At 71.9% G+C, this 26,466-nt stretch carries 20 protein-coding genes; 9 read left to right on the top strand and 11 right to left on the bottom strand.

All coding sequences use genetic code 11. From position 1 onward, the window contains the following. The first annotated feature begins 12 nt into the window (after nt 1–12). The gene (locus BJ992_RS23200; protein WP_184984405.1) at nt 13–1,287 is read left to right on the top strand and encodes an extracellular solute-binding protein; all 1,275 of its coding nucleotides are present in this window, start codon (nt 13–15) and stop codon (nt 1,285–1,287) included. A 4-nt stretch (nt 1,288–1,291) separates the two neighbouring features. On the opposite strand, the gene BJ992_RS23195 is transcribed toward BJ992_RS23200, so the two are convergent. Together BJ992_RS23195 and gabT are read right to left on the bottom strand one after the other, a co-directional pair. Beyond that, complete coding sequence (locus BJ992_RS23195) at nt 1,292–1,537, bottom strand: hypothetical protein (RefSeq protein WP_184984404.1); 246 nt, start codon at nt 1,535–1,537, stop codon at nt 1,292–1,294. 167 nt (nt 1,538–1,704) lie between these two features. After that, nucleotides 1,705–3,066 (bottom strand): 4-aminobutyrate--2-oxoglutarate transaminase, encoded by a 1,362-nt coding sequence (gene gabT, locus BJ992_RS23190; RefSeq protein WP_184984402.1) that lies wholly within the window; start codon nt 3,064–3,066, stop codon nt 1,705–1,707. A gap of 105 nt (nt 3,067–3,171) precedes the next feature. On the opposite strand from gabT, the gene BJ992_RS23185 reads away from it, so the two are divergent. Further along, nucleotides 3,172–4,653, top strand: coding sequence for a PucR family transcriptional regulator (locus BJ992_RS23185; protein ID WP_184984400.1), 1,482 nt, complete (start codon nt 3,172–3,174; stop codon nt 4,651–4,653). Here the strand turns inward: BJ992_RS23185 and BJ992_RS23180 are convergent. Further along, on the bottom strand, nt 4,623–5,270 hold the full coding sequence (locus BJ992_RS23180) for a TetR/AcrR family transcriptional regulator (RefSeq protein ID WP_184984398.1): 648 nt from the start codon (nt 5,268–5,270) through the stop codon (nt 4,623–4,625). The genes BJ992_RS23185 and BJ992_RS23180 overlap by 31 nt on opposite strands. A gap of 226 nt (nt 5,271–5,496) precedes the next feature. Here BJ992_RS23180 and BJ992_RS23175 point away from each other — a divergent pair, with 226 nt between their 5' ends. Continuing rightward, on the top strand, nt 5,497–6,924 hold the full coding sequence (locus BJ992_RS23175; RefSeq protein ID WP_184984396.1) for an aldehyde dehydrogenase family protein: 1,428 nt from the start codon (nt 5,497–5,499) through the stop codon (nt 6,922–6,924). Between the two features lie 85 nt (nt 6,925–7,009). Here the strand turns inward: BJ992_RS23175 and BJ992_RS23170 are convergent, their stop codons facing one another. Together BJ992_RS23170 and BJ992_RS23165 are read right to left on the bottom strand one after the other, a co-directional pair. Then, nucleotides 7,010–7,990 (bottom strand): trypsin-like serine peptidase, encoded by a 981-nt coding sequence (locus BJ992_RS23170; protein WP_246496753.1) that lies wholly within the window; start codon nt 7,988–7,990, stop codon nt 7,010–7,012. Between the two features lie 60 nt (nt 7,991–8,050). Beyond that, nucleotides 8,051–9,163: a trypsin-like serine peptidase gene (locus tag BJ992_RS23165; RefSeq protein ID WP_221474947.1), complete on the bottom strand. Its 1,113-nt coding sequence runs from the start codon at nt 9,161–9,163 to the stop codon at nt 8,051–8,053. A 331-nt stretch (nt 9,164–9,494) separates the two neighbouring features. Here BJ992_RS23165 and dxr point away from each other — a divergent pair, with 331 nt between their 5' ends. The 5 genes from dxr to BJ992_RS23140 all read left to right on the top strand — a co-directional run bounded on the left by dxr (nt 9,495) and on the right by BJ992_RS23140 (nt 16,312). Then, nucleotides 9,495–10,706 (top strand): 1-deoxy-D-xylulose-5-phosphate reductoisomerase, encoded by a 1,212-nt coding sequence (gene dxr, locus BJ992_RS23160; protein WP_221474946.1) that lies wholly within the window; start codon nt 9,495–9,497, stop codon nt 10,704–10,706. Between the two features lie 144 nt (nt 10,707–10,850). Continuing rightward, nucleotides 10,851–12,014 (top strand): flavodoxin-dependent (E)-4-hydroxy-3-methylbut-2-enyl-diphosphate synthase, encoded by a 1,164-nt coding sequence (ispG, locus tag BJ992_RS23155; protein WP_184984391.1) that lies wholly within the window; start codon nt 10,851–10,853, stop codon nt 12,012–12,014. 304 nt (nt 12,015–12,318) lie between these two features. Beyond that, on the top strand, nt 12,319–13,428 hold the full coding sequence (locus BJ992_RS33150) for a SpoIIE family protein phosphatase (RefSeq protein WP_221474945.1): 1,110 nt from the start codon (nt 12,319–12,321) through the stop codon (nt 13,426–13,428). A 219-nt stretch (nt 13,429–13,647) separates the two neighbouring features. Then, on the top strand, nt 13,648–15,243 hold the full coding sequence (locus BJ992_RS23145; RefSeq protein WP_184984389.1) for an alpha/beta fold hydrolase: 1,596 nt from the start codon (nt 13,648–13,650) through the stop codon (nt 15,241–15,243). Nucleotides 15,244–15,469: 226 nt separating this feature from the next. Then, nucleotides 15,470–16,312: a GNAT family N-acetyltransferase gene (locus BJ992_RS23140; RefSeq protein WP_184988766.1), complete on the top strand. Its 843-nt coding sequence runs from the start codon at nt 15,470–15,472 to the stop codon at nt 16,310–16,312. A gap of 36 nt (nt 16,313–16,348) precedes the next feature. Here the strand turns inward: BJ992_RS23140 and BJ992_RS23135 are convergent, their stop codons facing one another. The 3 genes from BJ992_RS23135 to BJ992_RS23125 form a co-directional block, all read right to left on the bottom strand. Further along, nucleotides 16,349–17,671, bottom strand: coding sequence for an alkyl sulfatase dimerization domain-containing protein (locus BJ992_RS23135; protein ID WP_246496752.1), 1,323 nt, complete (start codon nt 17,669–17,671; stop codon nt 16,349–16,351). A 112-nt stretch (nt 17,672–17,783) separates the two neighbouring features. Further along, nucleotides 17,784–20,411, bottom strand: a complete 2,628-nt coding sequence (locus BJ992_RS23130) for an AAA family ATPase (protein WP_184984387.1) — start codon at nt 20,409–20,411, stop codon at nt 17,784–17,786. A 257-nt stretch (nt 20,412–20,668) separates the two neighbouring features. Beyond that, complete coding sequence (locus tag BJ992_RS23125; RefSeq protein WP_184984385.1) at nt 20,669–21,088, bottom strand: ATP-binding protein; 420 nt, start codon at nt 21,086–21,088, stop codon at nt 20,669–20,671. Between the two features lie 195 nt (nt 21,089–21,283). Here BJ992_RS23125 and BJ992_RS23120 point away from each other — a divergent pair, with 195 nt between their 5' ends. After that, nucleotides 21,284–22,141 (top strand): helix-turn-helix domain-containing protein, encoded by an 858-nt coding sequence (locus BJ992_RS23120; protein WP_184984383.1) that lies wholly within the window; start codon nt 21,284–21,286, stop codon nt 22,139–22,141. A gap of 81 nt (nt 22,142–22,222) precedes the next feature. Here the strand turns inward: BJ992_RS23120 and BJ992_RS23115 are convergent, their stop codons facing one another. The 3 genes from BJ992_RS23115 to BJ992_RS23105 all read right to left on the bottom strand — a co-directional run bounded on the left by BJ992_RS23115 (nt 22,223) and on the right by BJ992_RS23105 (nt 26,203). Next, nucleotides 22,223–22,903, bottom strand: coding sequence for a CHAP domain-containing protein (locus tag BJ992_RS23115; protein ID WP_184984380.1), 681 nt, complete (start codon nt 22,901–22,903; stop codon nt 22,223–22,225). A 318-nt stretch (nt 22,904–23,221) separates the two neighbouring features. Further along, nucleotides 23,222–24,487 carry an alpha/beta hydrolase gene (locus tag BJ992_RS23110; RefSeq protein WP_184984378.1) on the bottom strand — a complete coding sequence of 422 codons (1,266 nt, stop codon included), beginning with the start codon at nt 24,485–24,487 and terminating at the stop codon, nt 23,222–23,224. Between the two features lie 126 nt (nt 24,488–24,613). Next, nucleotides 24,614–26,203 (bottom strand): NsdA family TPR-like regulatory protein, encoded by a 1,590-nt coding sequence (locus tag BJ992_RS23105; protein WP_184984376.1) that lies wholly within the window; start codon nt 26,201–26,203, stop codon nt 24,614–24,616. Between the last annotated feature and the right edge of the window lie 263 nt (nt 26,204–26,466).

Here is a 26,466-nt window from a genome sequence, read left to right as displayed (position 1 = left end):
GGTGGCGCACAGGTGAGGCGGTGGCGTTCCGCCGCGACGGCCCTGGTCGCGGCGGTGGCGGCCTGCGTGGCGGGCTGCGCGGCTCCGGCGGGTTCCACCGGTGTCGCGGTCCGCGCGCACTCCGCGCAGGAGGCCGGTGCCGCGCCGTCCGCGCCGTCCGCGCCGTCCGGGACGCCTGGGCCGTCCGGGCCCGGTACGGCGACGCCGTCCGTCAGCGCCTCGCTCTCGCCGTCGCCGTCGCCGAAGGCGCTCGGGCCGGGTGAGGGGTCGCTCACGGTGCTCGCGCCGCGCGGGTACGCCGAGTACGGCGGGTACGACCCGGCGGTCAACTGGGTGAAGGGGTTCGAGAGCGAGAGCGGGTGCAAGGTCAACCTGCGCTATCCGCCGGCACCCGCGGAGATGGACGCCATGGCCCGCCGCGTGCCGTACGACGCGATCGCCGCGCCACCCGATGTCGCCGGCCGGCTCGTCGCCGAGCGCAGGGCCGCACCGATCAACACGTCCCTGCTCACCCACTACGACGACATCCCCGAGTGGCTCCGTGAGCTGCGGCCGGCCGCACCGGGGGACGGCGCGGAGCACGAGGTGTACGGGGTGCCGTACCTGTGGGGGTGGTACGCGACCCTCACCACCGGTGACGTGCGCGGACTGGACGCCGCGTCCCTCTACAAGGAGCCCGGCGCGGTCACGCTGCCGGACGGCCCGTTGTCCATCGCGGACGCCGCGCTCGCGCTGCGCCTGACCCGTCCCTCGCTCGGCGTCGGCGACCCGTTCGCGCTCACCCCGGACCAGCTCGACGCCGCCGTGGCGCTGCTCGCCGAGCGGCGCGCGGAGCACACCTACTGGGAGGAGCTCATCGAGCCGCTCCAGGGGCTCGCCGGTGGCGCGGCACGCCTGGCGCGTACCGTCCCTTATCAGCAGGACCTGCTGCGCCGCGCCGGACGCAAGGTGCGCGCCGTGCAGGACGGCGAGACCACCGGCTGGGTCGACAACTGGATGCTGGCCGCACGGCCCGCCAGCCCCAACTGCGCCTACCGCTGGCTCGACTGGATCGGCGGCAAGGACGCGCAGCGGCAGGCCGCCGAGTGGACGGGCCTCGCCCCCGCGAACGAGAAGGCGTGCACCGGCCGCGCGGCCCGTGTCTGCTACGCCTACCGCATGACCGACACGGGCTGGCTGAAGAAGGTCCGGTTCGCCGTCCGTCCCTCCCGTGCCTGTGGCGAGGACGGCGGCTGCACCGACTACACCGAATGGGTGACCCGCTGGCGCGATCTCGTGGCGGGCTGACCCGTCAGGGGGCCGTGGCGCGCCGGGAACGGGGGTCGCGGCGGGGAGAGGAGGCGGTGGCCGGGAGAGCCTTGGCGCAGTCCTCGCAGGCCATCACGGGGGAGCCGTCAGGCAGGCGGCCGGCCCTCACCCGAGGACGCGGCCACTTCTTGTGGCAGACCACGCAGGCGTCGCCGTCGCGCTGCGGGACGGTGAGGTCGGCGGGGTCGAAGGTCGGGGTTCGGCGGGCCGCGGCCGGGTCGCAGCTCATCACGCTCCAGTGGTGTGGACGCCTCGTACGCGAACCGTTATAACCGGACTACCGGCCGTGATCGGCCAGATGAATGCCAAGGAGCGGTTAAATCGCCGGCATGGTGTCCGGCAGCGGACGACAAAAGGGGCACCCAGCAGCAAGCCGGGTGCCCCTCCGTGGAACGACTAAACGGACGAAAGTGCCTTCTCCAGGATAGAAAGCCCCTCGTCCAGGAGTTCGTCCGAGATGGACAGCGGCGGCAGGAAGCGCAACACGTTGCCGTACGTCCCGGCGGTCAGCACCACCAGCCCCTCGGCGTGGCAGCGCCGCGCCACCTCGCCGGTCACCACGGGATCGGGCTCGGTGGTGCCGGGGACGACCAGCTCGATGGCCGTCATCGCGCCTCGGCCCCGCACGTCGCCGACCACGCCGTGCCGCGCCGCCAGCGCGCGCAGCCGCGGCAGCATCAGGTCGCCGATCCGCCTGGCCCGCTCCACCAGGCCGTCCGCCTCGATGGTCTCCAGCACCGCGAGCGCCGCCTCGCACGCCAGCGGGTTGCCGCCGTACGTGCCGCCGAGCCCGCCGGCGTGCACCGCGTCCAGCAACTCGGCCCTGCCGGTGACCGCCGCGAGCGGCAGGCCGCCGGCGATGCCCTTGGCCGTGCAGATCATGTCGGGTACCACACCTTCGTCCTCGCAGGCGAACATGTGGCCGGTGCGCGCGAAGCCGGTCTGCACCTCGTCGGCGACGAACACGATGCCGTTGGCCCGCGAGTACTCCAGCAGACCCGGGAGGAAACCCCTGGCCGGCTCGATGAAGCCGCCCTCACCCTGGATCGGCTCGATCACGATGGCGGCGACGTTGTGCGCGCCGATCTGCTTGTCGATCGCTTCGGTCACCTGCGCGAGCGCCTCGTCCGCGCAGGTGCCGGGGCCGGTGGGCCAGCGGAACGGGTACGCCATCGGCATGCGGTACACCTCAGGCGCGTACGGCCCGAAGCCCTGCTTGTACGGCATGTTCTTGGCCGTCAGCGTCATGGTGAGCAGCGTGCGACCGTGGTAGCCGTGGTCGAACACCACGACGGCCTGGCGGCCCGTCGCGAGCCTCGCCACCTTCACGGCGTTCTCCACCGCCTCGGCGCCGGAGTTCACCAGGAACGACCGCTTCTCGTGGTCGCCAGGCGTGAGCGCGTTCAGCCGCTCGCACACCTCGACGTACGACTCGTACGGCGTGACCATGAAGCACGTATGGGTGAAGTCGCCGACCTGCCGGCGTACCCGCTCCACCACGCGCGGCGCGGCGTTGCCGACGGTGGTCACGGCGATGCCGGAGCCGAAGTCGATCAGCGAGTTGCCGTCGGCGTCCACCACGACCCCGCCGCCGGCGTGCGTGACGAAGACCGGCAGCGTGGTGCCGATACCCGGCGGGACGGCCGCGCGCTTACGCGCGAACATCTCCTGCGAACGCGGTCCCGGGATGGCCGTGACCAGACGCCGTTCCTGCGGCAGGGAGGGCCCGCCCTGGGTGATGGGCTGCTCGATGCTCATGCTTTCGACGGTACGGCGGCCGGTCCCCGATGCCGACCCGGCGACATGGCACAATATGGACATCCCGTTTGTCCAGGATGTACAACGACGCCGGGGAGGTTCGCGATGGCGCCGACCCTGCGGCGCGTGGTGGCGATCACCTCGCTGCGGCTGCGGGTCCTCGCCGGAGCGGCGGACCTGGACCGGCCGGTGCGCTGGGTCGCGGTGAGCGAGCTGGAGGACCCCACCCCCTTCCTGGAAGGCGGCGAGCTGGTCCTCACCACCGGCATGCGGCTCACGCCGCCGGACGCCGGGCCGTACGTCACCCGGCTGGTCGAGCGCGGCGCCGCGGGGCTCGGCTTCGGGGTGGGACTCGGCCACGACGACGTGCCGGAGGAGTTCGTCGCCGCGGCGGCGCGTGCCGGGCTGCCGCTGGTCGAGGTGCCGAGGCAGACGCCGTTCATCGCGATCGGCAAGGCCGTCAGTGACCTGCTGGCCGCGGAGCGGTACGAGGAGCTGAGCAGCGCGTTCGCCGCGCAGGAACGCCTCACCCGCGCGGCGCTGCGGCCCGGCGGCGTGGCCGCGGTGATCGACAGCCTCGCCAGGGAGATCCACGGCTGGGCCGTATTGCTCGGCCCGGACGGCGAGCCGCGGCACCTCGCCGGCGACGGGGCCGACGCGGGGACCGGACTGGTCCAGGCCGAGGTCGCCAGGCTGCGTTCCCCCCGAGCGCCATCGAGCCTCGCGCTGTCCGGGCCCGCGCGGCACGTCGTCGTACGGCCGCTCGGGGAACGCGAGCGCCTGCGCGGGTTCTTCGCCGCCGGCGCGGACCGGCCGTTCACGCCGGTGGCGCACACCATCGTGAACACCGCCGGATCGCTGCTCGCCTTGTCCCTGGTACGGGGCCGTGACCAGCTCGCCGCGGCCCGCCAGGTGCGTGCCGCCGTGCTGGAACTGCTGCTCGCGGGAAGACACGAGGCGGCGGAACGGGCCGTCGCGGCACTCGGCGACGCACCGCCGTCCGGCCCGGTCGTGGTGCTGGCGTGCGACCCGGCGGACGCCGAGGCCCTGTACGACGCGCTGCCCGGTTTCACCGCTCCGTTCGGCGACCTGGTGGCGGCGCTCGTCCCGGCGAGCGAGGCCGAGCGGGCCGCCGCGATCGCCGGGACCCACGGCCGTGCGGGGGTGAGCGCGCCGGTGCCGACCGGGGAACTGGCCACCGGACTGGACCAGGCCAGGCTGGCCCTCGGCTCGGCGGACCCCGTGACCCGGTTCGCCGACCTCGCCGGCCAAGGGCTGCTGTCGCTGCTCGACCCCGGGCTGCTGTCCGGTTTCGCCGCCTCGCTGCTCGCACCCTTGCGGGACTACGGCTCACGGGCCGACCTGGTGGAGTCGCTGCGCGCCTACCTCGCCTGCAACGGACACTGGGACGCCGCCGCGCAACGACTCGGGGTGCACCGCCACACCCTGAGGTACCGCATGCGCCGCGTCGGCGAACTGCTCGGCCGCGACCTGGACGATCCCGCGGTGCGCGCCGAACTGTGGGTGGCGCTGTCGGCCCGCTCGCACACCGGACGTCACAGCGAGACCGGCAGCGCGTCCTTGTAGACGAGATAACGGCTGATGGCGGCCAGGGTGACCGACTGGTAGACCTGGTCGTCACGCAGATGACCGGCCCGCTCCAGGCTCACCGCCCCCTGCGCCGCCGCCCACAGGCAGTCGGCGATCTTGCGAGGCTGCGTCGGCACCATGTACCCGGCGGTGATGCAGTCGGCGATGGCGCGATCCAAGATGTTGACCGCCGCGCGCGCCAGCGTGCGCGCGCGCTCGCTCGGCTCGAAGCCGGGGATGGCCTTCTCGAACATCACGCTGTAGAAACCCGGCTCGGCCAGGCACGCCTCGCGGTACGCCGGGCCGAGCGAGGCGAGGTAGGTCAGCGGATCCGGATGGCGTGGCACGGCGGCCAGCCTGCGGCGGAACCGCTCGAAGCCCTCCAGGTAGATCGCCTCGGCCAGGCCTTCCTTGTTGCCGAACATCGTGTACACCATCGTGGTCGAGCATCCGGCCTCGGCGGCGATCCTGCGGACGGTCAGGCTGTCGGCGCCGTGCGTGAGCAGAAGCTGGCCCGCCACCGCGATGAGACGGCCACGCAACTCGTCCTGCGAGGTCTGGCCCGCCGCCGAGTACGCACCTTGAAGACCGAGCGGCGGCGCCGGCGTACCCATGAGAGACCTGACCCCTTCTCCACGAGGGTCCCGCGCGGACCCGCATGGTGACTTAACCAAGCGACAAGAGCTTCAAACCGCTCAGCAATGAATCATCCACAATTCGCGGCATGTCTGTTACAAAAAAGGGAAAGAGGATGCCTTATGCGCGTTGTAGCGGTCGCCTGCGGAGCTTGTCCGCACTGGAGTGGCACCGCCTCAAGCGTCCTGGCATACGGTCGGAAGCATGGACGTAAGCCCCTTCTGGCTCGCCGGGTCGCCTGCGACCGGTGACGCCGAACTCACGGTGACCAACCCGCACGACGGCCGGGTCGTCGGCGTCGCGTCGGTGCCGGCCGCCGGACAGGTGGAGGAGGCGGTGGCCGCCGCGCACGCCGTGCGCAAGGAGGCCGCCGGCCTGCCGATCCACGTGCGAGCCGAGGCGCTGGCCCAGGTCTCGCGGCGGCTGGCCGAGCGCGCCGAGGAGATCGCGAGGCTGATCAGCGCGGAGAACGGCAAGCCGATCTTCTGGGCCCGCGGCGAGGTGGCCCGCGCGGTGTCGACGTTCCGGTTCGCCGCCGAGGAGACCCGCAGGTTCAGCGGGGTCGCGCAGCGGCTGGACACCGAGCCCGCCGCGGCCGGCCGGCTCGCCTACGTGTCGCGGCAGCCGTACGGGCCCGTGCTGGCCATCACGCCGTTCAACTTCCCGCTCAACCTGGTGGCGCACAAGGTGGCCCCGGCCATCGCGGTCGGCGCTCCCGTGGTGGTCAAGCCCGCGCCTGCCACGCCGCTGTCGGCGCTGCTGCTCGGCGAACTGCTCGCCGAGACCGGCCTGCCCGCCGGGATGTTCTCGATCCTGCCGGTGCCGAACGACCGGGCCGGAGCGCTCGTGGACGACCCGCGGCTGCCGGTGGTGTCCTTCACCGGGTCCGGGCCGGTCGGCTTCGCACTGAAGGACCAGGTGCCGCGCAAGCACGTCACCCTGGAACTCGGCGGCAACGCCGCGGCGGTGGTGCTCGCCGACGCCGACCTCGACTGGGCCGCGACCCGGATCGCGCTGTTCTCGAACTACCAGGCGGGCCAGAGCTGCATCGCCGTGCAGCGGGTGATCGTGGAGGAGCCGGTGCGCGAGGAGTTCACCGCCAAGCTGGTCGCGGCGGTGGAGAGCCTGGTGGTCGGTGACCCGGCCGACGACAAGACGCAGGTGGGGCCGCTGGTGTCGGTCGAGGCGGCCGAGCGGGTGGAGCGGTGGATCGCCGAGGCCGTGGCCGGCGGCGCGCGGGTGCTCACCGGCGGCGGCAGGGACGGCGCGACGCTCGCTCCCGCCGTGCTCGCCGACGTGCCGGCGGACGCCAAGGTGGTGTGCGAGGAGGTCTTCGGGCCGGTGATGGTGCTCCAGCCGGTGGCCTCGGTGGACGAGGCGCTCGCGACGGCCAACGACTCGAGGTACGGCCTGCAGGCGGGGGTGTTCACCCGGGACATCGGGGTGGCCTTCCGTGCGGCCAAGGAGCTGGAGGTCGGCGGGGTGATCATCGGGGACGTGCCGTCGTACCGGGCCGACCAGATGCCGTACGGCGGCTTGAAGGAGTCGGGTGTCGGACGCGAGGGGCTGCGGTCGGCCATGGAGGACTACACCTACGAGAAGGTGATGGTGCTCACCGGGCTGGCCTTGTAGGGACCCGCGTGCCGGCTCCTGCGGCAGGACCCGGCGGCCGCGTGGCCGCACGGTTCCGATGAGCACAGGTGCGGTGGGGGGTGGCTCAGGCACTCTGGGCCGCCTCGAACAGTTTGCTCGCGTGGTCGCCGAAGTAGGGGCCGTACATGGTGGTGGCGTCGTCGCTGTACTTGAAGCTGCTGACCGATGTCACCACGCCTCTGCCGGTGGCGGGATCGAAGGAGCTGAGCCAGGGACCGCCGCTCGACCCGGCGGTCAGGTCGCAGCGGATGCCTTGGTCACGGGTCTGCCGGTGGGGGTCCGCGTGCGGGTCGCCCGCGCAGTAGACCAGATGCCGGCCGTCGTACGGCGCGTCGGCGGGGAAGCCGAACCCGAACGTGCGGGTGCCGCGCGGCCGGTTGAACGCGATGTCCTGGCCGCCGACCACCTCGGCGAGGTGCCGCCCCTCCGACGGCGCGACGGCCACCATGGCGAGGTCGTAACTGTCGTCGGCCTTGGCCGACCATGGCTCGGGGACGAACATGCGGCGCGCGGTGAAGGCGCCGTACGGCCGCCGCCCCTCGTCGTACCCGGGGACGAACGTCCAGTTGCGTGCCCACGCACCCGTGCCGTCCTTGACGCAGTGGCCGGCGGTGACGACGACATCCATGTTGCGGCTGCGCACCGCTCCGGCCGAGCAGACGTAGTCGGAGCCGCGCATCGTGAGGAAGACCCGCCCCGTGGTGCGCGACACCGCTCCGCCGGCGGCCCAGCGCGACCCTTTGGTCACCGGCTTGGCCAGGCGCCGCGGCGGCGCCGGCGGCAGCAGCGCCGCGCGTGGCACGTCGAGCAGAGTGGCGGGGAGCGCGCGGGCCATGCGCTCGGGGGTCCAGTAACCGAGAGCGCGGCGCAGGTCGGCGGTCGTGGCGGCCGCGGTGTGCTCGGCCACCACACGCCGGGGAGCCACCTGGCCGGCCCCCCGGCCGGTGCCGCCGCCGTGGAGGGCCGGGTCCTGATCCGCGGGGACGGCCGCCAGCAGCCCGGCGACGAGCGGCACGGTGGAGATCAGCGGAAGGATCGGGGTCATGGCTCCCGAGTCTGGACTACCGAGAGTGTCCACGCCGACGCTTTCGGTAAATCCGCAGGGTCAGGTGACGTTCTCGTTCTGCGCGGCGTTGTAGACGGCCTGCGCCTCGTTGCCGAAGTAGGGGCCGAACATCCAGTAGGACGCGAAGTTGTACTTGAAGCTGTTCACCGAGTTGACCGTGCCGGTGCCGGTGCTCTCGTTGAAGTTGACGAACCACCCGCCGCCGCTGGAGCCACCCGTCATGTCGCACGTGAGCCCGTGGTCGCTGGACAACAGGAAGTCGTCGAAGGCCCTGCCGCTGCAGTAGGTCAGCCGGGAGCCGTCGTAGGGGCTGGCCGCCGGGTAGCCGAAGGCGTACATCTGCTTCCTGCGGCCCTGGTTGAACGCCACACCCTGGCCGCCGACCACGTCCACCAGGCGCTTGCCGTCGAGGGGTGCGACGACGGCCGCGGCCATGTCGTAGTTCATGTCCTCACTGGAGTTCCACTGCGGCGTGGTGAGCAGGCTGGTGGCCACCCACGTGCCGTGGGGGCGGCTGCCGGCGTTGTAGCCGGGGACGAAGACCCAGTTGGTGTGGAAGGCGCCGCCGAGCTTGACGCAGTGGCCGGCGGTGACGACGACGCTCTTGTTGGCGCTGCTCACCGCGGTGCCCGAGCACGACGCCGTACGGCCCTGGTAGGTGAAGAACACCCGTCCCTCGGTGCGCACGATGGCGCCGCCGCCGGTCCAGGGGGCGCCGCCTGAGGAGCGTGAGGCGAGCAGGGGGGCCGACGGGGACGGACTGGGGGACGGTGTGGGGGTCGCGGTGGGTGACTCGCTGGGGGAGGGGGCCGGGGTCGGCTCGTCGGCGGCGGCCGCGGCGCGGCGTACGGCGGCCGGGGCCACCGGCTTGATCATGACGGCCTTGCCGCCGGTGCTCGGCGCGGCGGTGGTGCGGCCGTTGCGGTTCCTGGTGAGGATCAGCGGCTTGGCGGCGGCCATCTTGGCGGCGGTCCAGTAGTGCTTGACGTCCCGCTGCTCCACCTTGGTGTCCGCGGCGTCGTGGACGATGGGGCGGGGAAGGGCCGGCCTGGCCGCGCTGTCACCGGAGGCGGGGGCGGTCAGCAGGACGCCTGCGGCCGCGATCGGTACGACGGCGGCGACGGGGAGCAGGCGTCGAGTCTTCGGGTGCATTCGGTCCTCCGTGCTGTGGGGTTTGCTCGGCGGGGACGTGTTCGCGCGTGCGCGCGTCGGCGCGCACGGCACGTCGTCCCGTGCCGGTCCCGGGGGTGGGGTCGGGGCCATGTCCTGTCGGGGGACCGTAGTTGGGTCTATCGCCGCATTTCTCGTGATTCGCCGAGACGGATATGACGGGATTCGGGCATTTATCTGCTGGTTTCTCACCCGTCGCTGTGGTGACGCGGACGCGTACCGGCGGGGCCGCACGCGGACGGGGCTAAGGGAATCGGTGGGGTGCCGCTCCTGGACGGGACGGCACGGCGGGCCTGACGGGATAATGGGTGGCATGCAGACGCCACTCGCCGCACCCGGCGCGCTCGCCGGTGCCGTCCCCTCCGGTCCGAGAGCCGTCGTCGTGCTCGGCTCCACCGGTTCCATCGGCACGCAGGCGCTCGACGTCATCGCGCGCGAGCCCGAGCGGTTCCGCGTCGCCGGGCTCGTCGCCGGTGGCGGCCGGACCGAGCTGCTGGCCCGGCAGGTGGAGCGGTTCCGTCCCGAGGTGGTCGCCGTCGCCGACGAGGGATGCGTGGCGGCCGTGCGCGACGCGGTCGGGGGGTCGGTGCGGGTGCTCGCCGGGGCCGAGGGGGTCGCAGAGGTCGCCGCGTGGCCCTGTGACGTCGTGCTGAACGGCATCACCGGAGCGGTCGGGCTCACCTCCACGCTCGCGGCGCTCGAAGCGGGACGGGTGCTCGCGCTGGCCAACAAGGAGTCGCTGATCATCGGCGGACCGCTGGTGAAGCGGCTCGCGGGGCCGGGACGCCTGCTGCCGGTCGACTCCGAGCACTCCGCGCTCGCTCAGTGCCTGTGGGCCTCCGGGCCGGCCGGCTACGACCCCGAGGCGGTGCGGCGGCTCGTCGTCACCGCGAGCGGGGGGCCGTTCCGCGGCCGCAGGCGTGAGGAGCTCGCCGACGTGACCCCCGAGCAGGCGCTGCGCCACCCCACGTGGGACATGGGCACGATGATCACGCTGAACTCCGCGACGCTGGTCAACAAGGGCCTTGAGGTCATCGAGGCCAGCCTGCTGTTCGACATCCCCTTCGACCGCATCACCGTGGTCGTCCACCCGCAGTCGGTGATCCACTCCATGGTCGAGTTCGTCGACGGCTCCACCGTGGCGCAGGCGAGCCCGCCGGACATGCGGCTGCCGATCTCGCTCACCCTCGGCTGGCCCGAGCGCGTCGCCGGAGCGGCGCGGCCGGTCGACTGGACCGTCGCGCACACCTGGACGTTCGAGCCGCTGGACGAGGAGGCGTTCCCCTCCGTCGCGCTCGCGCGGCACGTCGGCACCCAGGGAGGCACCGCGCCTGCCGTGTACAACGCGGCCAACGAGGTGTGCGTCGCGGCGTTCCTCGCCGGCCGGCTGCCGTTCACCGGCATCGTGGACACCGTGGCGGCGGTCGTGGGGGAGCACACGGTCACCCCCGCCGACTCGGTCGCCGAGGTGCTCGCGGCGGACGCCTGGGCACGGGCCCGTGCCGGTGAACTGGTGGTGCCGTGAGCGAGCGTGCGCGGGCCGTGCCGCCGGGAGCGCGCGGTGGCCTGAATCGGCCGGGTCGGCGGGGTTCCGGCGTCGTCCGGTCCGGTGGGGTACCTAGACTGGGGACGTCTCAGCGTGTCGCCGAACACCAAGGTGCTGGAAAATATGACATCTGTTGATCTGGGGATTCCGTCGATCCGGACCAAGCCGATCGCCGAGCGGCGGGTCACCCGGCAGATCATGGTGGGCTCGGTGCCCGTCGGCGGTGACGCGCCGGTGTCGGTGCAGTCGATGACCACCACGGTGACCGCCGACGTCAACGCCACGTTGCAGCAGATCGCGGAGCTGACCGCCTCCGGCTGCCAGATCGTGCGGGTCGCCGTGCCGTCCAACGACGACGCCGAGGCGCTGCCGATCATCGCGCGCAAGTCGCAGATCCCGGTGATCGCCGACATCCACTTCCAGCCGCGGTACGTCTTCCAGGCCATCGAGGCCGGGTGCGCGGCGGTCCGGGTCAACCCCGGCAACATCAAGCGGTTCGACGACAAGGTCGCCGAGATCGCGCGCGAGGCCGGCCAGGCCGGTGTGCCGATCCGCATCGGCGTCAACGCCGGGTCGCTGGACGAGCGGCTCATGGCCAAGTACGGCAAGGCCACCCCCGAGGCGCTGGTGGAGTCGGCGTTGTGGGAGTGCTCGCTGTTCGAGGAGCACGGCTTCACCGACCTCAAGATCTCCGTCAAGCACCACGACCCCGTGGTCATGGTCCAGGCCTACCGCCTGCTGGCCGCGCGCTGCGACTACCCCCTGCACCTCGGGGTCACCGAGGCCGGGCCCGCGTTCCAGGGCACGGTCAAGTCAGCCGTGGCGTTCGGCGCGCTGCTCGCCGAGGGCATCGGCGACACCATCAGGGTGTCGCTGTCGGCCCCGCCGGTCGAGGAGGTCAAGGTCGGCATCGCGATCCTTGAGTCCCTCAACCTCCGCAAGCGCGGCCTGGAGATCGTGTCCTGCCCCTCGTGCGGCCGCGCGCAGGTCGACGTGTACACCTTGGCCCAGCGCGTCCAAGCGGGCCTGGACGGCCTGCCGGTGCCGCTGCGCGTCGCCGTCATGGGCTGTGTCGTCAACGGTCCCGGCGAGGCCCGCGAGGCCGACCTCGGCGTCGCGTCCGGTAACGGCAAGGGCCAGATCTTCGTCAAGGGAAAGGTCGTCAAGACCGTCCCCGAGTCCCAGATCGTGGAGACCCTCATCGAGGAGGCCATGCGCCTCGCCGACGAGATGGGTACCGACCTGGACACCGAGGACGGCCCCGGCCCCCAGGTCGTCGTCAGTTGACCCGCTGAGCCGGCTTTCCGATCACCGGCGGTGGCCGGTCCGGGCCCTCAGGTCGTCGCCGGCCATGGCCGCAGACGGTCCACTCGTGCGCGTGCCGTCCGCCGGCCGGAGGTGGCCGATCGGAGCGGAGAACACGCCGCGTACGGGGATGGGTCCCCGGCATCGGACACCCGCCGTGCCCCTGTACTGACGGCTATGGTCGCAGTCGCATACCCTCTGTCGTGTTATGTGCGTTTCGTGCACTTTGACCGATTTGGCGGAAACGGTCTTCCTGCGCGACATGCGGGGGGTGTAAGCAGGAAAGGTGCGGCCCCGGGTTCGCATGCCAGGCAAGCACCCGGTGTGGCGGTCGAGCCACGCTCTGGTGGTGATCCCGCTCGCGCTGATCCTGTTGATCACCGTGCTGGAGCTGGTGACGCCGCGTGAGGTGCGCCTGACATCACTGCTGGTGACGGCACCGGCGATCACCGCGTCGTTCGCCGGTCCGCGGCTCACCGCGCTGGTCGGCGGTCTGGCCATCGTGGCCCACCTGATGCTCGACCTGCTCAACAACCTCATCGGCACGCTCATGACGCGAGGAGAGCTGCTGGCGCTGATCGTGGTGACGGTGTTCCTCGTCGTGTACTCCTACGTACGCGACCGGCACAAACAGGAGCTGATCCGGGTGCGGTCGGTGTCGGAGGCCGCGCAGCACGCACTGCTGCGGCCGCTGCCGGACCGGCTCGGACCGCTGCGGGTGGCCTCGATCTACCTGGCGGCCGAGGAGGAGGCCCAGATCGGGGGAGATCTGTACGCCGCGGTCCGGACCCCCTCCGGGATACGGCTGGTGATCGGGGACGTGCGGGGCAAGGGGATGATGTCGGTGGCGGACGCGGCCCAGTTCCTCGGCGCGTTCCGTGAGGCCGCGCGGCGGCGGCGGACGCTGGCCGAGGTCGTGTCGCATCTGGAGGAGAGCGTCGCGGCCGAGCACGCCGAGCGCGTCACGCAGTGCCCCGACGTGATCGAGAACTTCATCACGGCGGCGGTGCTCGAGGTGCCGGACGAGCGGCCCGTCCTGTACATGATCAACTGTGGTCATCCGCCGCCGCTGCTCCTGCGTCCCGGCGAGATCACCTACCTCGGCGTGTCGCGGCCGACCGTCCCCCTCGGTCTCGGTGAGCTGTCGCACCTGTCGTGCCAGGTGGCGATGTTCCCCTTCGAACAGGGGGACACGCTGCTGCTGTACACCGACGGGGTCGTGGAGGCCCGCGACCCGGCCGGCATGTTCTATCCCCTGGCCGAGCGGGTCGCCAAGTGGCAGGGAGACGGGCCCGCGGACCTGCTCGACCACGTGCGCGCCGACCTGCTGGCGTACGTCGGGGGCACACTCGGCGACGACGCCGCCATGGTCGCGCTCCAGCGCGCCACGCTCTGACCCTCCGGCCCGCCTGACTCTTTCCCGGTCTCGTCCGACCTGCCTGGCCGGATGCGGCCGCACCCCGCCGCCTGTCCACAGGTCGGCCTGAGCAGGCCGGGGCCGGTGATAGCGTAGCCGTCACTACTCCTTGTGGTCGTATGACTACAAGACGCTGTGATGGATCGATGCCGGTCGGCAGGCCTCTGCGGGGTGCCGGCGGCGGTGGGGGAGTGACGGGTGAAGCGGGTTATCGGTGTCGTGGCCGGTGTGGCGCTGCTGCTCGGCGGGCTCACCGGCGGGGCGCGGGCTCAGGCCACGCGGCCGGGGGACGGCGTCTCGTGGGGTGCGTGTCCGGGGGTCAAGGTGGCGGCGGTCGAGTGCGCGATGGTGCGCGTGCCGCTCGATCACACCAGGCCCGACGGGCCTTCCCTGTCCTTGGCGATCAACCGCGTCAAGGGTGTCGCGTCCGGCACGGCCGCACACCTCGGCGTGCTGCTCGTCAACCCCGGCGGCCCCGGCGCATCCGGCATCACCCTCGCCAGGTACGTCGCCGCGGCCCTGCCGAGGGACGTCGCGGCGCGCTACGACGTCATCGGCTTCGACCCGCGCGGCGTCGGTCAGAGCGAGCCCGCGCTGAGCTGTGTCGACTACAAGAAGCTCTTCGCGACGCCGCGCCTCGACCAGGTGCCGAGGAACACGGCGGCCCAGGGCCCGCTGCTCGCCAAGGCCAAGGAGTACGCCGCCGCGTGCGGCGCCAGGTGGGGCTGGCTGCTGCCGTACATGACCACCGAGAACTCCGCCAGGGACATGGACGTCATCCGGCGCGCGCTCGGCGAGGAAAAGATCAGTTACCTCGGTTACTCCTACGGCACCTACCTCGGCGCCGTCTACGCCACGCTGTTCCCCCAACGGGTCAAGCGGCTGGTGCTCGACAGCGTGGTCGACCCGCAAGGGGTCTGGTACGACTCCAACATCGCGCAGGACCACGCCTTCGACCAGCGCCATCGCGACTTCCTGGCCTGGGTGGCCCGCCACCACGACGTCTACCACCTCGGCCGCAGCGAGGCCAAGGTCTCCACAGCCTGGTACGGCATGCGGGCCAAGCTGGCGACCAAGCCGGCCGGCGGGGTCATCGGCCCGAGCGAGCTCGACGACATCTTCACCGTCGGCGGCTACACCGACATGGTCTGGCCGGCCTTCGCGTCGGCCTTCGCCTCCTATGTGCGCGACGGCCGGGCACTCGGGCTCGTGCGCGCCTACCAGCGGCACGTCGATCACGACGCCGCCGCGGAGAACAACTACGCGGTGTATCTCGCGGTGCAGTGCCGCGACGCCGAGTGGCCGCGCGACTGGTCGCGCTGGGTGACCGACACCACCGAGGTGAACGCCAAGGCGCCGTTCATGGCCTGGGCCAACGCGTGGTACAACGCTCCGTGCGCCTTCTGGCCCCAGCGCGGCGGCACTCCGGTGCGCGTCGGCCACGTCGCCGGCCTGCCACCCATACTGCTGGTGCAGTCCCGCCACGACGCGGCCACCCCGTTCGGAGGCGCGCTCCGGGTCCGCGACCGCTTCCCCACCTCCCGCCTCGTCGTCGAAGGCGGCGGCAACCACGGCGTGTCCCTCGGAGCCAACGCCTGCGTCGACGAACACCTGGCCGCCTACCTGCGCGACACCACCCTCCCGGGCCCCGCGTCCCGCTCCCGCACCCGCGGCGCCGACGCCACCTGCCCGGCCGCCCCGGGCCCGCGTCCCATCCCTCCGGCCCTTGCCGCCGGGACCGGGCCGAGCAAGTCCCTCCTGCGCCTCATGCCTTCGGGTCTCCGAGGAGCCTGACCCGCTTCCGGGACCGCGAGGCCTCGGCCTCGCGGTCCCGTACGGGTGAGGGGTGAAGCGGCAGCCCTCTGCGGCTGTCGCAAAGGACGCTCGCGGTCCCGTACGGGTGAGGGGTGAAGAGAGAGAAGCCCGGTGGGTGAGGGATAAATCAAGGCCGGATCGTAATGGGAGGGGGGCGGGGTCGGTTCGTTCAAAAATCAAGAAGGTCGCGTAGGCTGGGCGCGTGATGCTGCGTACATCGGCGTCGCGCGTGCTCGACGATCACGATCGTGAAGAGGTGCTCGCGCTCCTCGACACCGATCCCGTCGCCAACGTCTTCGTCGCCTCCCGGGTGCGGTCCGTCGGGCTCAATCCGGCGCGGCTCGGCGGTCAGATGTGGGGGGTGGGCCCGCGTGGCGGGTTGACCTCACTCTGTTACGCCGGCGCCAACCTCGTGCCGGTCAACGCTGGAGCCGAGGCGGTCCAGGCGTTCGCCGAGCGTGCGCGCAGGCAGGGGCGGCGCTGCTCGTCCATCGTGGGGCCGGCCGACGCGGTGGAGAAGCTCTGGGAACGGCTGGAGCCCTACTGGGGGGCCGCACGCGCCATCCGCTGGGCCCAGCCTGTCATGGCGACGTCGGCGCCGTCACCGGTCCCGGCGGATCCGCTGGTGCGACAGGTCAGGCCGGACGAGTTCGCCACGCTGCTCCCCGCCTGCGTTGCCATGTTCACCGAGGAGGTCGGCATCTCGCCGGATCTCGGTGACGGCGGCGCACTGTACCGTTCCCGCGTGGCCGAGCTGATCCGCATCGGCCGGTCGTTCGCCCGCATCGAGGACGGCAAAGTGATCTTCAAGGCCGAGGTGGGTGCCGTCACCCCGCAGGCCTGCCAGATCCAGGGTGTCTGGGTGCACCCCGACCACCGCGGCCGCGGCCACGCCGTCGCCGGCATGGCCGCCATCGTCGACCTCACCCTGCGCCACTTCGCCCCGACCGTCTCCCTCTACGTGAACGACTTCAACACCCCGGCCCGCGCCGCCTACCGCCGCGCCGGCTTCCGCGAGGTCGACACGTTCATGTCCGTCCTCTTCTGAGCCGGGTGCTCGATTCCTGCCCGGCGTGCCGGCGGGTCACGAGTCGGACGGGGGGAGCCACCAGAGCTCGCCGGCGGCCAGCTCCTGGTAGACGTCCAGAAGGTCGGCCTGGGTGGTGGCGCTGCGGGACTCGGCGGCGGCCCAGGTGAAGAGCGTCCTGGAGATCATCGAGGTTTCCTGCTGGACGCGCAGCATGTAGACGCGCGCGCGGACCTCGTGGACCTGGGGGTCGGCGGGGTCGGCCTGCGTGGCGAACTCGGCGAGCTGGCAGGCCAGGCGCAGGTCGCCGTCGGCGGCGGCGAGCGCGGCGCGGGCCGCCATGGGACGTGCGCCGCCGGCCAGGTCGGCGAGTGCGGTGGCGAGCACCGTGTCGGACGGGGGCTTGAGGTGGGCCGGGTTTCCGTCGTGCCAGCCGCCGTACAGGCGCCAGATGTTGCGGACGACGAACTCCGGTTCGTCGTAGTACGGCTGGAGGTAGGTGCGGCAGGCCAGTTCCTCGGGGGGCTTCACGGTGCGCAGGATCTCGTCGAGGCGGGCTCCGGCGTTCATCAGGTCCAGCGTCTGGTCCACCAGGCTGTCCAGGTAGTCGGCGGTGTCGATCAGTGCCTGCCGTACCCTGGCGGCCCCGACCACGGGAAGGCCGTGGCCGGGGAGCAGCACCTCGGCGTCCACGGCCGCCATGGCACGCAGCGCGGCGGCCCACTCGTCGGGGTACCGCTGTACCTTCTGCGGGTTGCCGGAGTTCGGCGTGACCCACACGAACAGGTCGCCGGTGAACAGCACCCCGCGTTCCGGCAGGTAGGCCCACGTGGCGTCGTCGGTCTCACCTCTGGCGTGGCGCATCTCGACGGTCACGTCGCCGAGCGTGACGGCCAGCCGGTCCCGGTAGGTCAGGTCGGGGTTGCGGTACGTCGTGGGCCAGGCCAGGGTGCTGAAGCCGAACTGGCGCTGGTTGATGATCGTGTTGTACCCGGCCGTCCTGGCGTACCTGGCGAAACGCGCGGCGACGTTCTCGTGCGCGATGACGTTCGGCCGTGGACCGGGGTCGGCGTCGAACGGCGCCATCCCCGCCACGTGGTCGAAGTGCCCGTGCGAGAAGATCGCGTAGCGGACCGGCTCGTCCGACCACCCCCGGATCGCCGTGTGCGCGTTCGGCGCGTCCACGACGTTCCCCGTGTCGAACAGAGCCAGGCCGCCCTCGCCCCTGACGCCGTAGACGTTGCCGAAGGCGGGCCACATGACCACACCTTCCGCCACCTCCTGTGCCCCCCTCGAGCGCAGGTCGCGCAGCGGCATCTCCCTCGGTGACACCGACCCGCGCCAGACGTCGTCCGCGAGGTCGAGGATCGGCGATGTCATGCCTCCACCCTGTCGCGGAACGGCCCCCCGCCGTCAGTAGGGAGTTCCCTACAGCTGCCGCGCACGGCCGGCACGCGAGGACAGGACCGGCCGCCACCGGCGTGGCCGCGGGTCACACCTCGCCGCGTTCGTGGGCCAGCGCGAGTTCCACCCGCGAGCGCAGCCCGGTTTTGGCGTAGATGCGGGTCAGGTAGACCTCGACGGTCTTGCGGCTGTAGTGGAGTTCCTCGGCGATCTCGGGGTTGGACATGCCGGCGGCCACGAGTTCGATGACGCGGCGGTCCGCGGGGGTCAGCGGCGCCACGGTGGCAGGCGCGAGGCCCGCGACCTTCAGCGCGGCGGCGGCGCGGGTGAGCCACGGGGTGGCGCCGAGCTCGGTGAAGAGCGTGTGAGCGCGGACGATGTGGGACGCGTCACCGAAGTGGCCGAGGATCAGGCGCGCGCGGGCCTCCTCGAACCGCAGGCCGTCCGCTCGTGCCGCCTCCAGCGCGGACTCCGCGCGGTCCCGGTCCTGGAAGGCGGCGGCGACCGCCAGGTCGGCGACCAGGCGCGCACGCGGGGTGCCGGTCTTGGCCACCTCGTCGAGCGCGGTGGCCGCCTCCTGCGCGTGGCCGATCTCCCCGGCGACGGCGTGCATGATGACCCTGGTGCCGTACGCGCGGTGGAGCACGTCAGGCGGGCCGGTGGCGATCGCCTCGTCCAGCAGGCGCGCGGCGGTGACACGGTCGCCGCGGCCGACGGCGCACCTGGCGCGGAAGACGGCGCGCAGGGAGAGCTGGAGCACGCACCCCGGCGGAGGGTCGGCGAGCAGCCGTTCCGCCTCGTCGTAGCGGCCCTGTTCGAGCAGGATCTCCAGTTCGATGTTGCGCAGCAGCGCGAGGTTCTCCCACAGCCCCGCCTCGGCGAGCGCGACGGCGTCGGAACGGATGTCGCGCAGCGCCTGCTCCCAGTCGCCGCCGAGGCGCCGCACCACCGCCATGGTGCGCACGTGTAGTCCCGCGATGTCGTGCCAGCCGAGCCCCCGGTAGATGGCCTCGGCCTGCGCGAGCAGGTCGAGTGCGCGGCCACGCACACCGCCGGCGGTGAGCAGGTGCGCGGCGGACTCCAGAGCGGACAGCCGCGCGGCCGGCGGCAGCGCGGCGGCGGCCGACAGCATCGTGTCGAGCGCGCGCTCGGTCTCCTCCCAGCGTCCGTTGATGAGCGCGGTGCCGGCGAGCGCGCTCAGTGCGATCACCAGGTCCTGGGGAGGGCACGCCGGCAGTGCGCGCCACGCCTCGGCGGCGAGTTCGGTGGCGTCCAGGCCGAGCTGGGTGCTGATGACGGCCTGCTGCGCGAGCAGCGCCGTACGGTCGTCGGCCGCGGGGAGCTGCGCCGCGGCGATCGACACCGCCAGTTCGTACTGGCCCATGGAGTGCGCGGCGTTCACCGTGGTCTGCGCGGTCCTGGTGTGGCGGCGGCCAGGCGCGAGCACCGCCAGCGCCTCCTGACCGGCGCGCAGCGCGTCCTTGGGCCGGGACCCTTTCCAGTACGCCACGGCTTCCCGTGACAGCAGCACTCCGCGTTCCTCCGGCGGTGCGAGCTCGGCCGCTCTGCCGTACCAGTGGCCGGCCGACAGCGGCGCCGTCCAGCGGGTCAGCTCGGCCGCGCGCAGGGTCGCGGCCAGCGCCTCGGAGCTCGGGCCGCCGGCCGCCATGTGCGTGGCCCACTCCAGCACTCCACGGGTCCCGCCGAGGCCTCGGCGTTCGAGGAGTCCGGCGATCCTGGCGTGCACACGGCGCCGCTCCGCCGGGCCGAGGTCGGCGTACAGGGCCTCGGCGACGAGCGGGTGCGCGAACTCGAAGGCGCCGTCGCCGGTGGCCGTGACGATGCCGTCGCGCACCAGCCCGTCGAACGCGCGCTCGGCCTCGCCGGCGCGAAGACCCGCCACCTCGGCGAGCGCGTCGAGGTCACCCGGCCCGGCGGGACGGGTGCGGCGCAGCGCGGCCAGCACACGCGCGAGGCTCCTGCCGCCTTTGTCACGCTGGAACAGCCGGGTGAGGATGGCGCCGCGCCGCGACGCGGGGTCCTCGGAGCGTACGGCGCCGCCCTGTACCAGGGTGAGCACGGCCTCGCGCGCGAACCACGGGTTGCCGCGGCTCGCCTTGTGCACCTGGCGCACGACCGACTCGCTCGGCGTGCGGCCGAGCACGCCGGTCACCAGGGTGGTCACCTCGCCGAGCGACAGCGGTTCCAGCCGCAGGACGAGGTCGGCGTCCATGGCGGGCGGCCGTCGCGCGGTGCCGGCGACCGTGAGGTCGCGCACCCGGCGCGGCAGATAGGACAGCACGCCGAGCGTGTCGGCGTCGGCCAGGTGCAGGTCGTCGATGGCGAGCAGGGTGCGGCCCGGCAGCCGTTCGAGCAGTTTGGCGGTGCGCACGGCGGGGGCCGACCCGGCGGCGCCGAGCGCGGCCCTGTCGATCGCCTCCAGCAGTTCGCCGAGGGGTTCGCGCGCGTCAGGGTCGTCGTGCAGCGCGCCGAGCGCGTCGGTCAGCGAGGCGTACGCCAGACCGCTGCCGAAGTCGCGCGCCTGGCCGTGCAGCACCCGGTATCCCATGCCTTCGGCGAGGGTCTCGGCCTCGGCGAGCAGGTGGGTCTTGCCGATGCCGGCCTCACCGTGCAGCAGGATGCTGACCGGTGGGCTGAGCAGGGCCGTCTCTATGGCGCGGAGCATGGCGGGACGTCCGGAACCGTGCTCGACCACCGCTCATCGCCCCCCGCGGCCGGTGGTTCTCCGGCGGGCCGCGACGTCTTCGGTCGGGCCCGTCAGGGCGGCGATCTCTGCCGGCACGCGTCGTACGGTATCGGGTGTCATTTGTGACGCCAATCCCTGGATTCCGGGATAGTGCCCTGCTCATGCACCCCGTCGGCTATACGGATTATTACCTTCTATGTGGTCGTCCGTCCGCTGCATCGGTGACGGGTCGTCGCCACCGGGCTTCCCGGCCGTTCCCGCAGGCCTCAGAAGGGGACCTCGAACCACGTGCGGGTGCCGGTGCGGTTGCGGGTGGCACCCCATTCCTTGGCGAGGGCCTCCACCAGGAACATGCCGCGGCCGCATTCGGACATGGGGTCGGGTGCGCAGATCTCGGGGATCGAGCCGATGGCACCCTGGTCGAGCACCTCGACGCGGAAGGTGCTCTCCGTGGCGAGCACGCGGAGGCGGACCTCGCCGCCGTCGAGGCCGGAGACGGTATGGCGCAGCGCGTTGGTGATGACCTCGCAGGTGAGTAGTTCCACCGTGTCGAGCACCGGACGGCGCGTCGTGTCCGGCACGCGCAGATGCGCCGCCGCGGCGCGGCGCACCGCACGGCGGGCCGGCGGGATCTCGTTCACGGTGCCGGGAAACGTGAAGTCTCCGAGCAGCTGAACCGTCGCCATTGACGTCCTCGCTCTCTTGTCTCCACCGGCGGCCGGTGGAACCGTCGGCGGAGCGTCCATTGGTCGAAACTCTACGCAGTCATCTGATTACTTTGCGATGATGACCGTGGTGTCGCTGGATATAAGGCGGTGCTGTCGGAACGGTTCCGAGCTCCTTGGTTCTTTGAGACGGTTCGCCCCTTCAGGAGGCCCATCATGGCAAGCAGAACGAGCCCGACGGTGCGCCGCCGCAGATTGGCCGCGGAACTGCGGCGGCTGCGGCAGGGCACCGGCAGGACGCGTGAGGAGGTCGCGGAGTGGGTCGGCTGTGCCCCTGCCACCGTCACCAAGATCGAGAACGGCTCGGCAGCCGCGAGGCCCGCGGACGTGTCCCTGCTGCTTGAGCTGTACGGAGTCACCGGCGCGGCGCGGGACGAGTTGATGACGCTCGCGCGCGAGGCCCGCAGACGCGGCTGGTGGCACGAGTACGCTGACACCTTCCACCCGGGTTTCGACGTCTACGTCGGCCTTGAGGAGGAAGCATCCTCGATCAGCGTCTACCGGTCGGAGACCGTCGGCGGACTGTTCCAGACCGAGGCGTACACCCGTGCGCTGTTCGCCGCCGAGACGCCGGCCGTCGCGGAGCGGGACGTCGAGCGGCACGTGGCGGTGCGCGCGAAGCGGCAGGAGCGTCTCGCCGCCGCGGACGCGCCTTCGACGTGCGCCGTGCTGAACGAAGCCGTGCTGTGGCGTGAGGTCGGCGGCCGGGACACGATGCGCGAGCAGTTGTGCCACCTGGTCAAGGTGTCACGGACGCCGGGGACGACCGTCCAGGTGCTGCCGTTCGCCGCGGGCTCGCATCCGGGGATGCACGGCGCCTTCACCGTGCTCGGCTTCCCCGAGGCCGGCGACCGGGACATGGTCTACATCGAGTATCGGCAGGGAAGCCTGTTCCTCGAGAAGCAGGCCGACAAGGACGCCTACGTCCGGTTGTTCGACCACCTGCGGGCCAAGGCGCTCGGCCCTGAGGAGTCCCGCGCGCTGATCACGCGGGTGGCCGGCCAGATGGCGTGACGGCCGCAGGCGCCGGCGGCGCGTGGCCGGTCCTTCCATGGGGGGTGAAGACGTGCCATGGGGGGTGAAGGCCGGGGGAGATCACCGGGTGAGGTGGGCCTTGAGGCAGGCGGCGACGGCCAGCAGGGCGATGAGGATGCCGATGAGCAGCGCGGCGCCACCGGGGATCGCCTGGCCGGCGCCGGGGGTGTACGCGGCGGCGGCGACGCCGGAGGGGCCCGCGCCGATGACGGTGTGCGTCGCGGGGGTGTAGGTCGCGTGCACGGCCTTCAGCACGCCGGGGGCCGGGGAGGGGGCGATGGCCATCGTCTCGGCCTCGAGCCGCGCCTTGATCTTGTCGGGGTAGCCGTAGCCGACGACGATGCTCTGGTCGCGGGTCTTCTCGCGGACGTACTGCCCGTCCACGTTGCCTTCGATGGTGTGGATGGTGTCGCCGTCCACGTCGATCACCATGCCGACGTGGTCGATGCCGTCCACGCTGTCGCCGCCGCTCCAGTCGAAGAACACCACCGCTCCCTGTTCCGGCGTGGTGCCGAAGGCGTCCTGCGCGATGAACCAGTCGGCGTGGGCCACGGTGTGCGCGAACTGGCCGAACCATTCGTCGTAGCCGAGTTGGTGCGCGGCCCACGACAGGAACATGTCGCACCAGGGCTGGGTGGAGTAGTCGGAGTCGAACTCGACGCTGTTGTACCAGTCGCCGAACTTGGTGTAGCCGCCTGCCTGCTCGCTGTACCCGACGTAGGACTTGAGCAGCTTGATCATTTCTTGCAGTTCTGGTGACACGGGAAGTCGAGGGATCCTTCCATGTGTTGCCGGCGCCGGGGCCGCGCCAGGGGGAACAACAGGTTGGAAGGGCACGTTAGCCAGGAAAAGCGCAGGTCAAAAGAGTGCCAAGTCGGGAATGGGCTCGCCGGGGTGCGGGTGGTGCGAGGCGCGGGGGGCCGGGAAGCCCTGTGCCGCCGGGGTTCGCGGCCCGGTGCGCCGCGGCGCCGCTCGTCACCGTCGGGTGGAAAATTTTACCCAGTCATGACTAAACCGGACATCTTCTGACAAGGCGGACGATCGTCATCCCAGGTCGCGTCAGCTCGTCGGACCCGGCCGTCGTGGTGGCGGCGCCTGCTCGGGGACCGCGGGGCCCGCCGGAGAGCCGGAGCGGTGGCCGGCGTGTGCGGTGAGGCGGTTGGCGAGCCACGGCAGGGTCTGGGGGAGCTCACGGCTCCAGGTGGTGAAGTTGTGGCCGCCGCTCGGAAGGATCAGGGACGCGGCACGCATGGGAGGACGGACGGTGTCGAGGAAGCGGAGCGTGGACAGGTAGTTGGACTCGCCCTGCTTGCTGCTCGTCACCAGGACCGACACCGGCGGGCTCGGCAGGTGGGTGAGACGCCACATGAGGTCGTTCTCGCGGCGCAGTCGCGCGCTGCCGCCGAACAGGTCACCGGTGGTCGCGTCCGCCGGCGGCTGGAAGTACCCCGACAGCGACACGGCCGCGGAGTACGCCTCCGGGTGACGCATGGTGAGCTTGAGCGCGCAGTAGCCCCCGGTGGATCCGCCGAGCACCCCCCATCCGGCGGACGTGGCGGCGACCCGCAGCGACCGGGTGACCGCCTCCCTGAGGTCCCTGGTGAAGAACGTCTCCACCTGCGGGCCACGTGGCACGTCCATGCACTCGGTGTCACGCGGCGGCGCGACCGTCGGCCGGGTGAGCACCAGCACGGTCGGCGGCATGCGGCCCTCCGCGATGGCGTGCGCGGCGACCGCCGGCATGTTCATGCGGCTGATCAGGTTGCGCGGGTCCCCGGGATATCCGGTCAGGCCGACGATCACAGGAAACCGGGTGTGCGCGTATTCTTCGGCAAAATACTGCGGAGGGAGATAAACATAGGCGAGGGTGCTCAATCGCGTCGATCCGCCGGCGATGAGCACTTCTTTCAGTTGGCCCGCGGACTGCCGGAAATTTCCATTGATATGGACGTCGGCCGTGCGGAGTACCTGCAGACGATCCGGCATCCGCTCCTGTGCCGGATCCCGCGCCTGATCCTGTGCCGGGTCCTCGGGCCGCACCTCCCGGCCGGGGGCCGGTCCGGCCTCCTGCACGGCCGGCACCTGTGCGGAACCGATGCCGAGCAGGTCGTCCCACGAGCCGTAGAAGCCGAAATAGTTGTTGACCAGCAGGCCGATCGCCGCGAGCGTGAGCACCTGCATGCCCGCGAGCACCCCGGCGCGTCCCATGACGGCGCCGAAGGTGCGAGCAGTGAGCCGCGGCCAGATCCACAGGGCCGAGCCCGCGAGGCCACCCACCGCGAGCGCGATCACCACGATCAGCAGAGTTGTCGATGTGAGACCCATTCTCGCCCTCTCCGATTCCCCCCTGAGCGGCCCGCGATCAGCACGCCGTGTCAGGAAAGTTATCCAGTCGAGATAAGGGCCGGATAAGAGGGCGAATCCGGGAAAACCGCTCAGGTAATCGGATGGTCAGGCGATGAGGCGGACCGCGTGCAGCCGCTCGTCGAGGGCCGCCACACTGCCGGTGCGCTGCCACGGGCTGAGCTGCTCACGGGTCTCCACGACCGCACGGACCAGCCGCGGCGAGGTGTTGTGGCGCGCCAGCCGCGCCGCCTCGCCGAGCTCCTCGCACGCCTCCTCTATCTGGCGAAGCGCGAGATGCGCCTGCGCGGTCTTCAGCCTGGTGAACGCCACATTGCGGACGAACGACGGGTCGATCCCCTCCGCCGCGGCGGCCCCGACGGTGAGGGCCCGCGCCGGGTCCCCGGTGTCGAGCAGGCACCCGGCCCTGGTCGACAGGTGCTGACCCTCGCCGTAGAAGGGGACCAGCCCGGCCGCCGGGTCGTCCGCGTCGGCGCTCGCCATCTCGCGCTGCGCCTGGTCCATCGAGCGGAAGCACCGCACCTGGTCCTTGCGCCGCTCGCTCTTGTGCGTACGCCGCACCACCGCGGCGTACGCGCGCGCGCCGACGTCGCACGCGTAGGCCATCAGCATCTTGCTCCCGGCCCGCTGCCCCCAGGCGAACGCGCCGAGCGCGTGCTCCACCCCGAGACGCGGGTCACCGCGCCAGGTGGCGAGCTGACTCCAGTTGGACAGCACCATGCTGCACATCGCGTCGTCGTCACCCTGGTGCGCGGCGTTCCTCGCCTGCGCGTAGTAGTAGTCCGCGCCGCGGAAGTCGTTGAGGTTGAACAACATCCACGCGACGCACCGCCGGATGTCGGCGAGCAGCGACAGCAGCCTGCCGCGCATGCGGTCGTCCACCCCCGCCGACAGCAGCGACGTGACGAGGTGCTGCTGGGCCAGCACGGTGGCCACGATGGCCTGCGGCCCGAGCGCGTCCTCCTGGCGCATGCAGTGGCGCAGCGCCGCCTCGATGTGGCCGACCGTCGCGTCGTCCACGCGGCTCGGGTCCGCCGCCGCCAGCGTGAGCCGCTGCGACTCTTCGCCGTTCGCCCGGTCGAGCGAGGGTGCGGCGTATGCGGAGGTGGCGGCCGCCCCGATCAGGGCGAGCACGTCACGTCGATTCATCTGGGTTGCCCAATCCGTGAATGCGTGGACGAGCTGTTGGAACTCCCGGTCACGCTGTTCTCCTGGGGGCATCGCGCCGGTGAGCGGCTCGCCCGGCAGGACGCCCCTGATGTCACTGAAGGAAATGCCGGTGAGAGCCGGCGGCGCCGCGCGTCCGCGCGTCACCACGAGGTTCTCGTCGGCGGCGGTGTGGTCCTCGCCGTCCACGAGGTCGGAGGTGCGGCACCGGTAGATGCGGGCCAGGCGGTTCAGCCCCGCGAGCGGCGGCTCGTTCCCGGTGACCCCGGGCCAGGCCTCCCAGGAGCCCAGCTTGCGCACGCTGAACGGCTCGGCGGGCCAGCGTGCCCGCCACTCCTCGACGACCCGTTCCTGGGTGTACCGGTGCGCCTCGCGGAATGCCTGCCTGGCGTTCAGGCGGAAGCGCCTGCGGTACTCCTCGGCGATCTCGGTCCACGTCGCGCCGCGTTCGCGGAGCTCGGCGGTGAGGCGGTCCATCTCCTCTTTGAGACTGCGTGGCTTACGTGGCATCGCGTACCCTCCGACCCCCGTGGATGCGTACTGCCGACACCGAGAGTAGCCAAAGGATCGTGCTCGCTACTGAGGGTTGCCGTTAATCGGCGATCAGACCACCGGTTTCTGTCACGACCGGCCGTGTGGACGCCGGAACGGGGCCCGGCGTGACAGACGCACCCCACGTGAGCGCCTGTTGGCGCGCACGCCACGCACCGGAAGGTAAAGGTCCGCCACGTCACCGGGCCGACGCCGCCCGGTGACGGAAGGCCGTCATGCGG

This window comes from Sphaerisporangium rubeum (assembly GCF_014207705.1).
GTDB lineage: Bacteria > Actinomycetota > Actinomycetes > Streptosporangiales > Streptosporangiaceae > Sphaerisporangium > Sphaerisporangium rubeum.
This window is presented reverse-complemented; position numbering and strand designations above follow the sequence as displayed.

Excerpts from the sequence above, each read along its gene's own strand:
- BJ992_RS23195 (WP_184984404.1), bottom strand. The coding sequence starts at position 1,537 with ATGAGCTGCGACCCGGCCGCGGCCCGCCGAACCCCGACCTTCGACCCC.
- gabT (WP_184984402.1), bottom strand. The coding sequence starts at position 3,066 with ATGAGCATCGAGCAGCCCATCACCCAGGGCGGGCCCTCCCTGCCGCAG.
- BJ992_RS23185 (WP_184984400.1), top strand. The coding sequence starts at position 3,172 with ATGGCGCCGACCCTGCGGCGCGTGGTGGCGATCACCTCGCTGCGGCTG.
- BJ992_RS23180 (WP_184984398.1), bottom strand. The coding sequence starts at position 5,270 with ATGGGTACGCCGGCGCCGCCGCTCGGTCTTCAAGGTGCGTACTCGGCG.
- BJ992_RS23175 (WP_184984396.1), top strand. The coding sequence starts at position 5,497 with ATGGACGTAAGCCCCTTCTGGCTCGCCGGGTCGCCTGCGACCGGTGAC.
- BJ992_RS23170 (WP_246496753.1), bottom strand. The coding sequence starts at position 7,990 with ATGACCCCGATCCTTCCGCTGATCTCCACCGTGCCGCTCGTCGCCGGG.
- BJ992_RS23165 (WP_221474947.1), bottom strand. The coding sequence starts at position 9,163 with ATGCACCCGAAGACTCGACGCCTGCTCCCCGTCGCCGCCGTCGTACCG.
- dxr (WP_221474946.1), top strand. The coding sequence starts at position 9,495 with ATGCAGACGCCACTCGCCGCACCCGGCGCGCTCGCCGGTGCCGTCCCC.
- ispG (WP_184984391.1), top strand. The coding sequence starts at position 10,851 with ATGACATCTGTTGATCTGGGGATTCCGTCGATCCGGACCAAGCCGATC.
- BJ992_RS23140 (WP_184988766.1), top strand. The coding sequence starts at position 15,470 with ATGCTGCGTACATCGGCGTCGCGCGTGCTCGACGATCACGATCGTGAA.
- BJ992_RS23135 (WP_246496752.1), bottom strand. The coding sequence starts at position 17,671 with ATGACATCGCCGATCCTCGACCTCGCGGACGACGTCTGGCGCGGGTCG.
- BJ992_RS23125 (WP_184984385.1), bottom strand. The coding sequence starts at position 21,088 with ATGGCGACGGTTCAGCTGCTCGGAGACTTCACGTTTCCCGGCACCGTG.
- BJ992_RS23120 (WP_184984383.1), top strand. The coding sequence starts at position 21,284 with ATGGCAAGCAGAACGAGCCCGACGGTGCGCCGCCGCAGATTGGCCGCG.
- BJ992_RS23115 (WP_184984380.1), bottom strand. The coding sequence starts at position 22,903 with ATGATCAAGCTGCTCAAGTCCTACGTCGGGTACAGCGAGCAGGCAGGC.
- BJ992_RS23110 (WP_184984378.1), bottom strand. The coding sequence starts at position 24,487 with ATGGGTCTCACATCGACAACTCTGCTGATCGTGGTGATCGCGCTCGCG.
- BJ992_RS23105 (WP_184984376.1), bottom strand. The coding sequence starts at position 26,203 with ATGCCACGTAAGCCACGCAGTCTCAAAGAGGAGATGGACCGCCTCACC.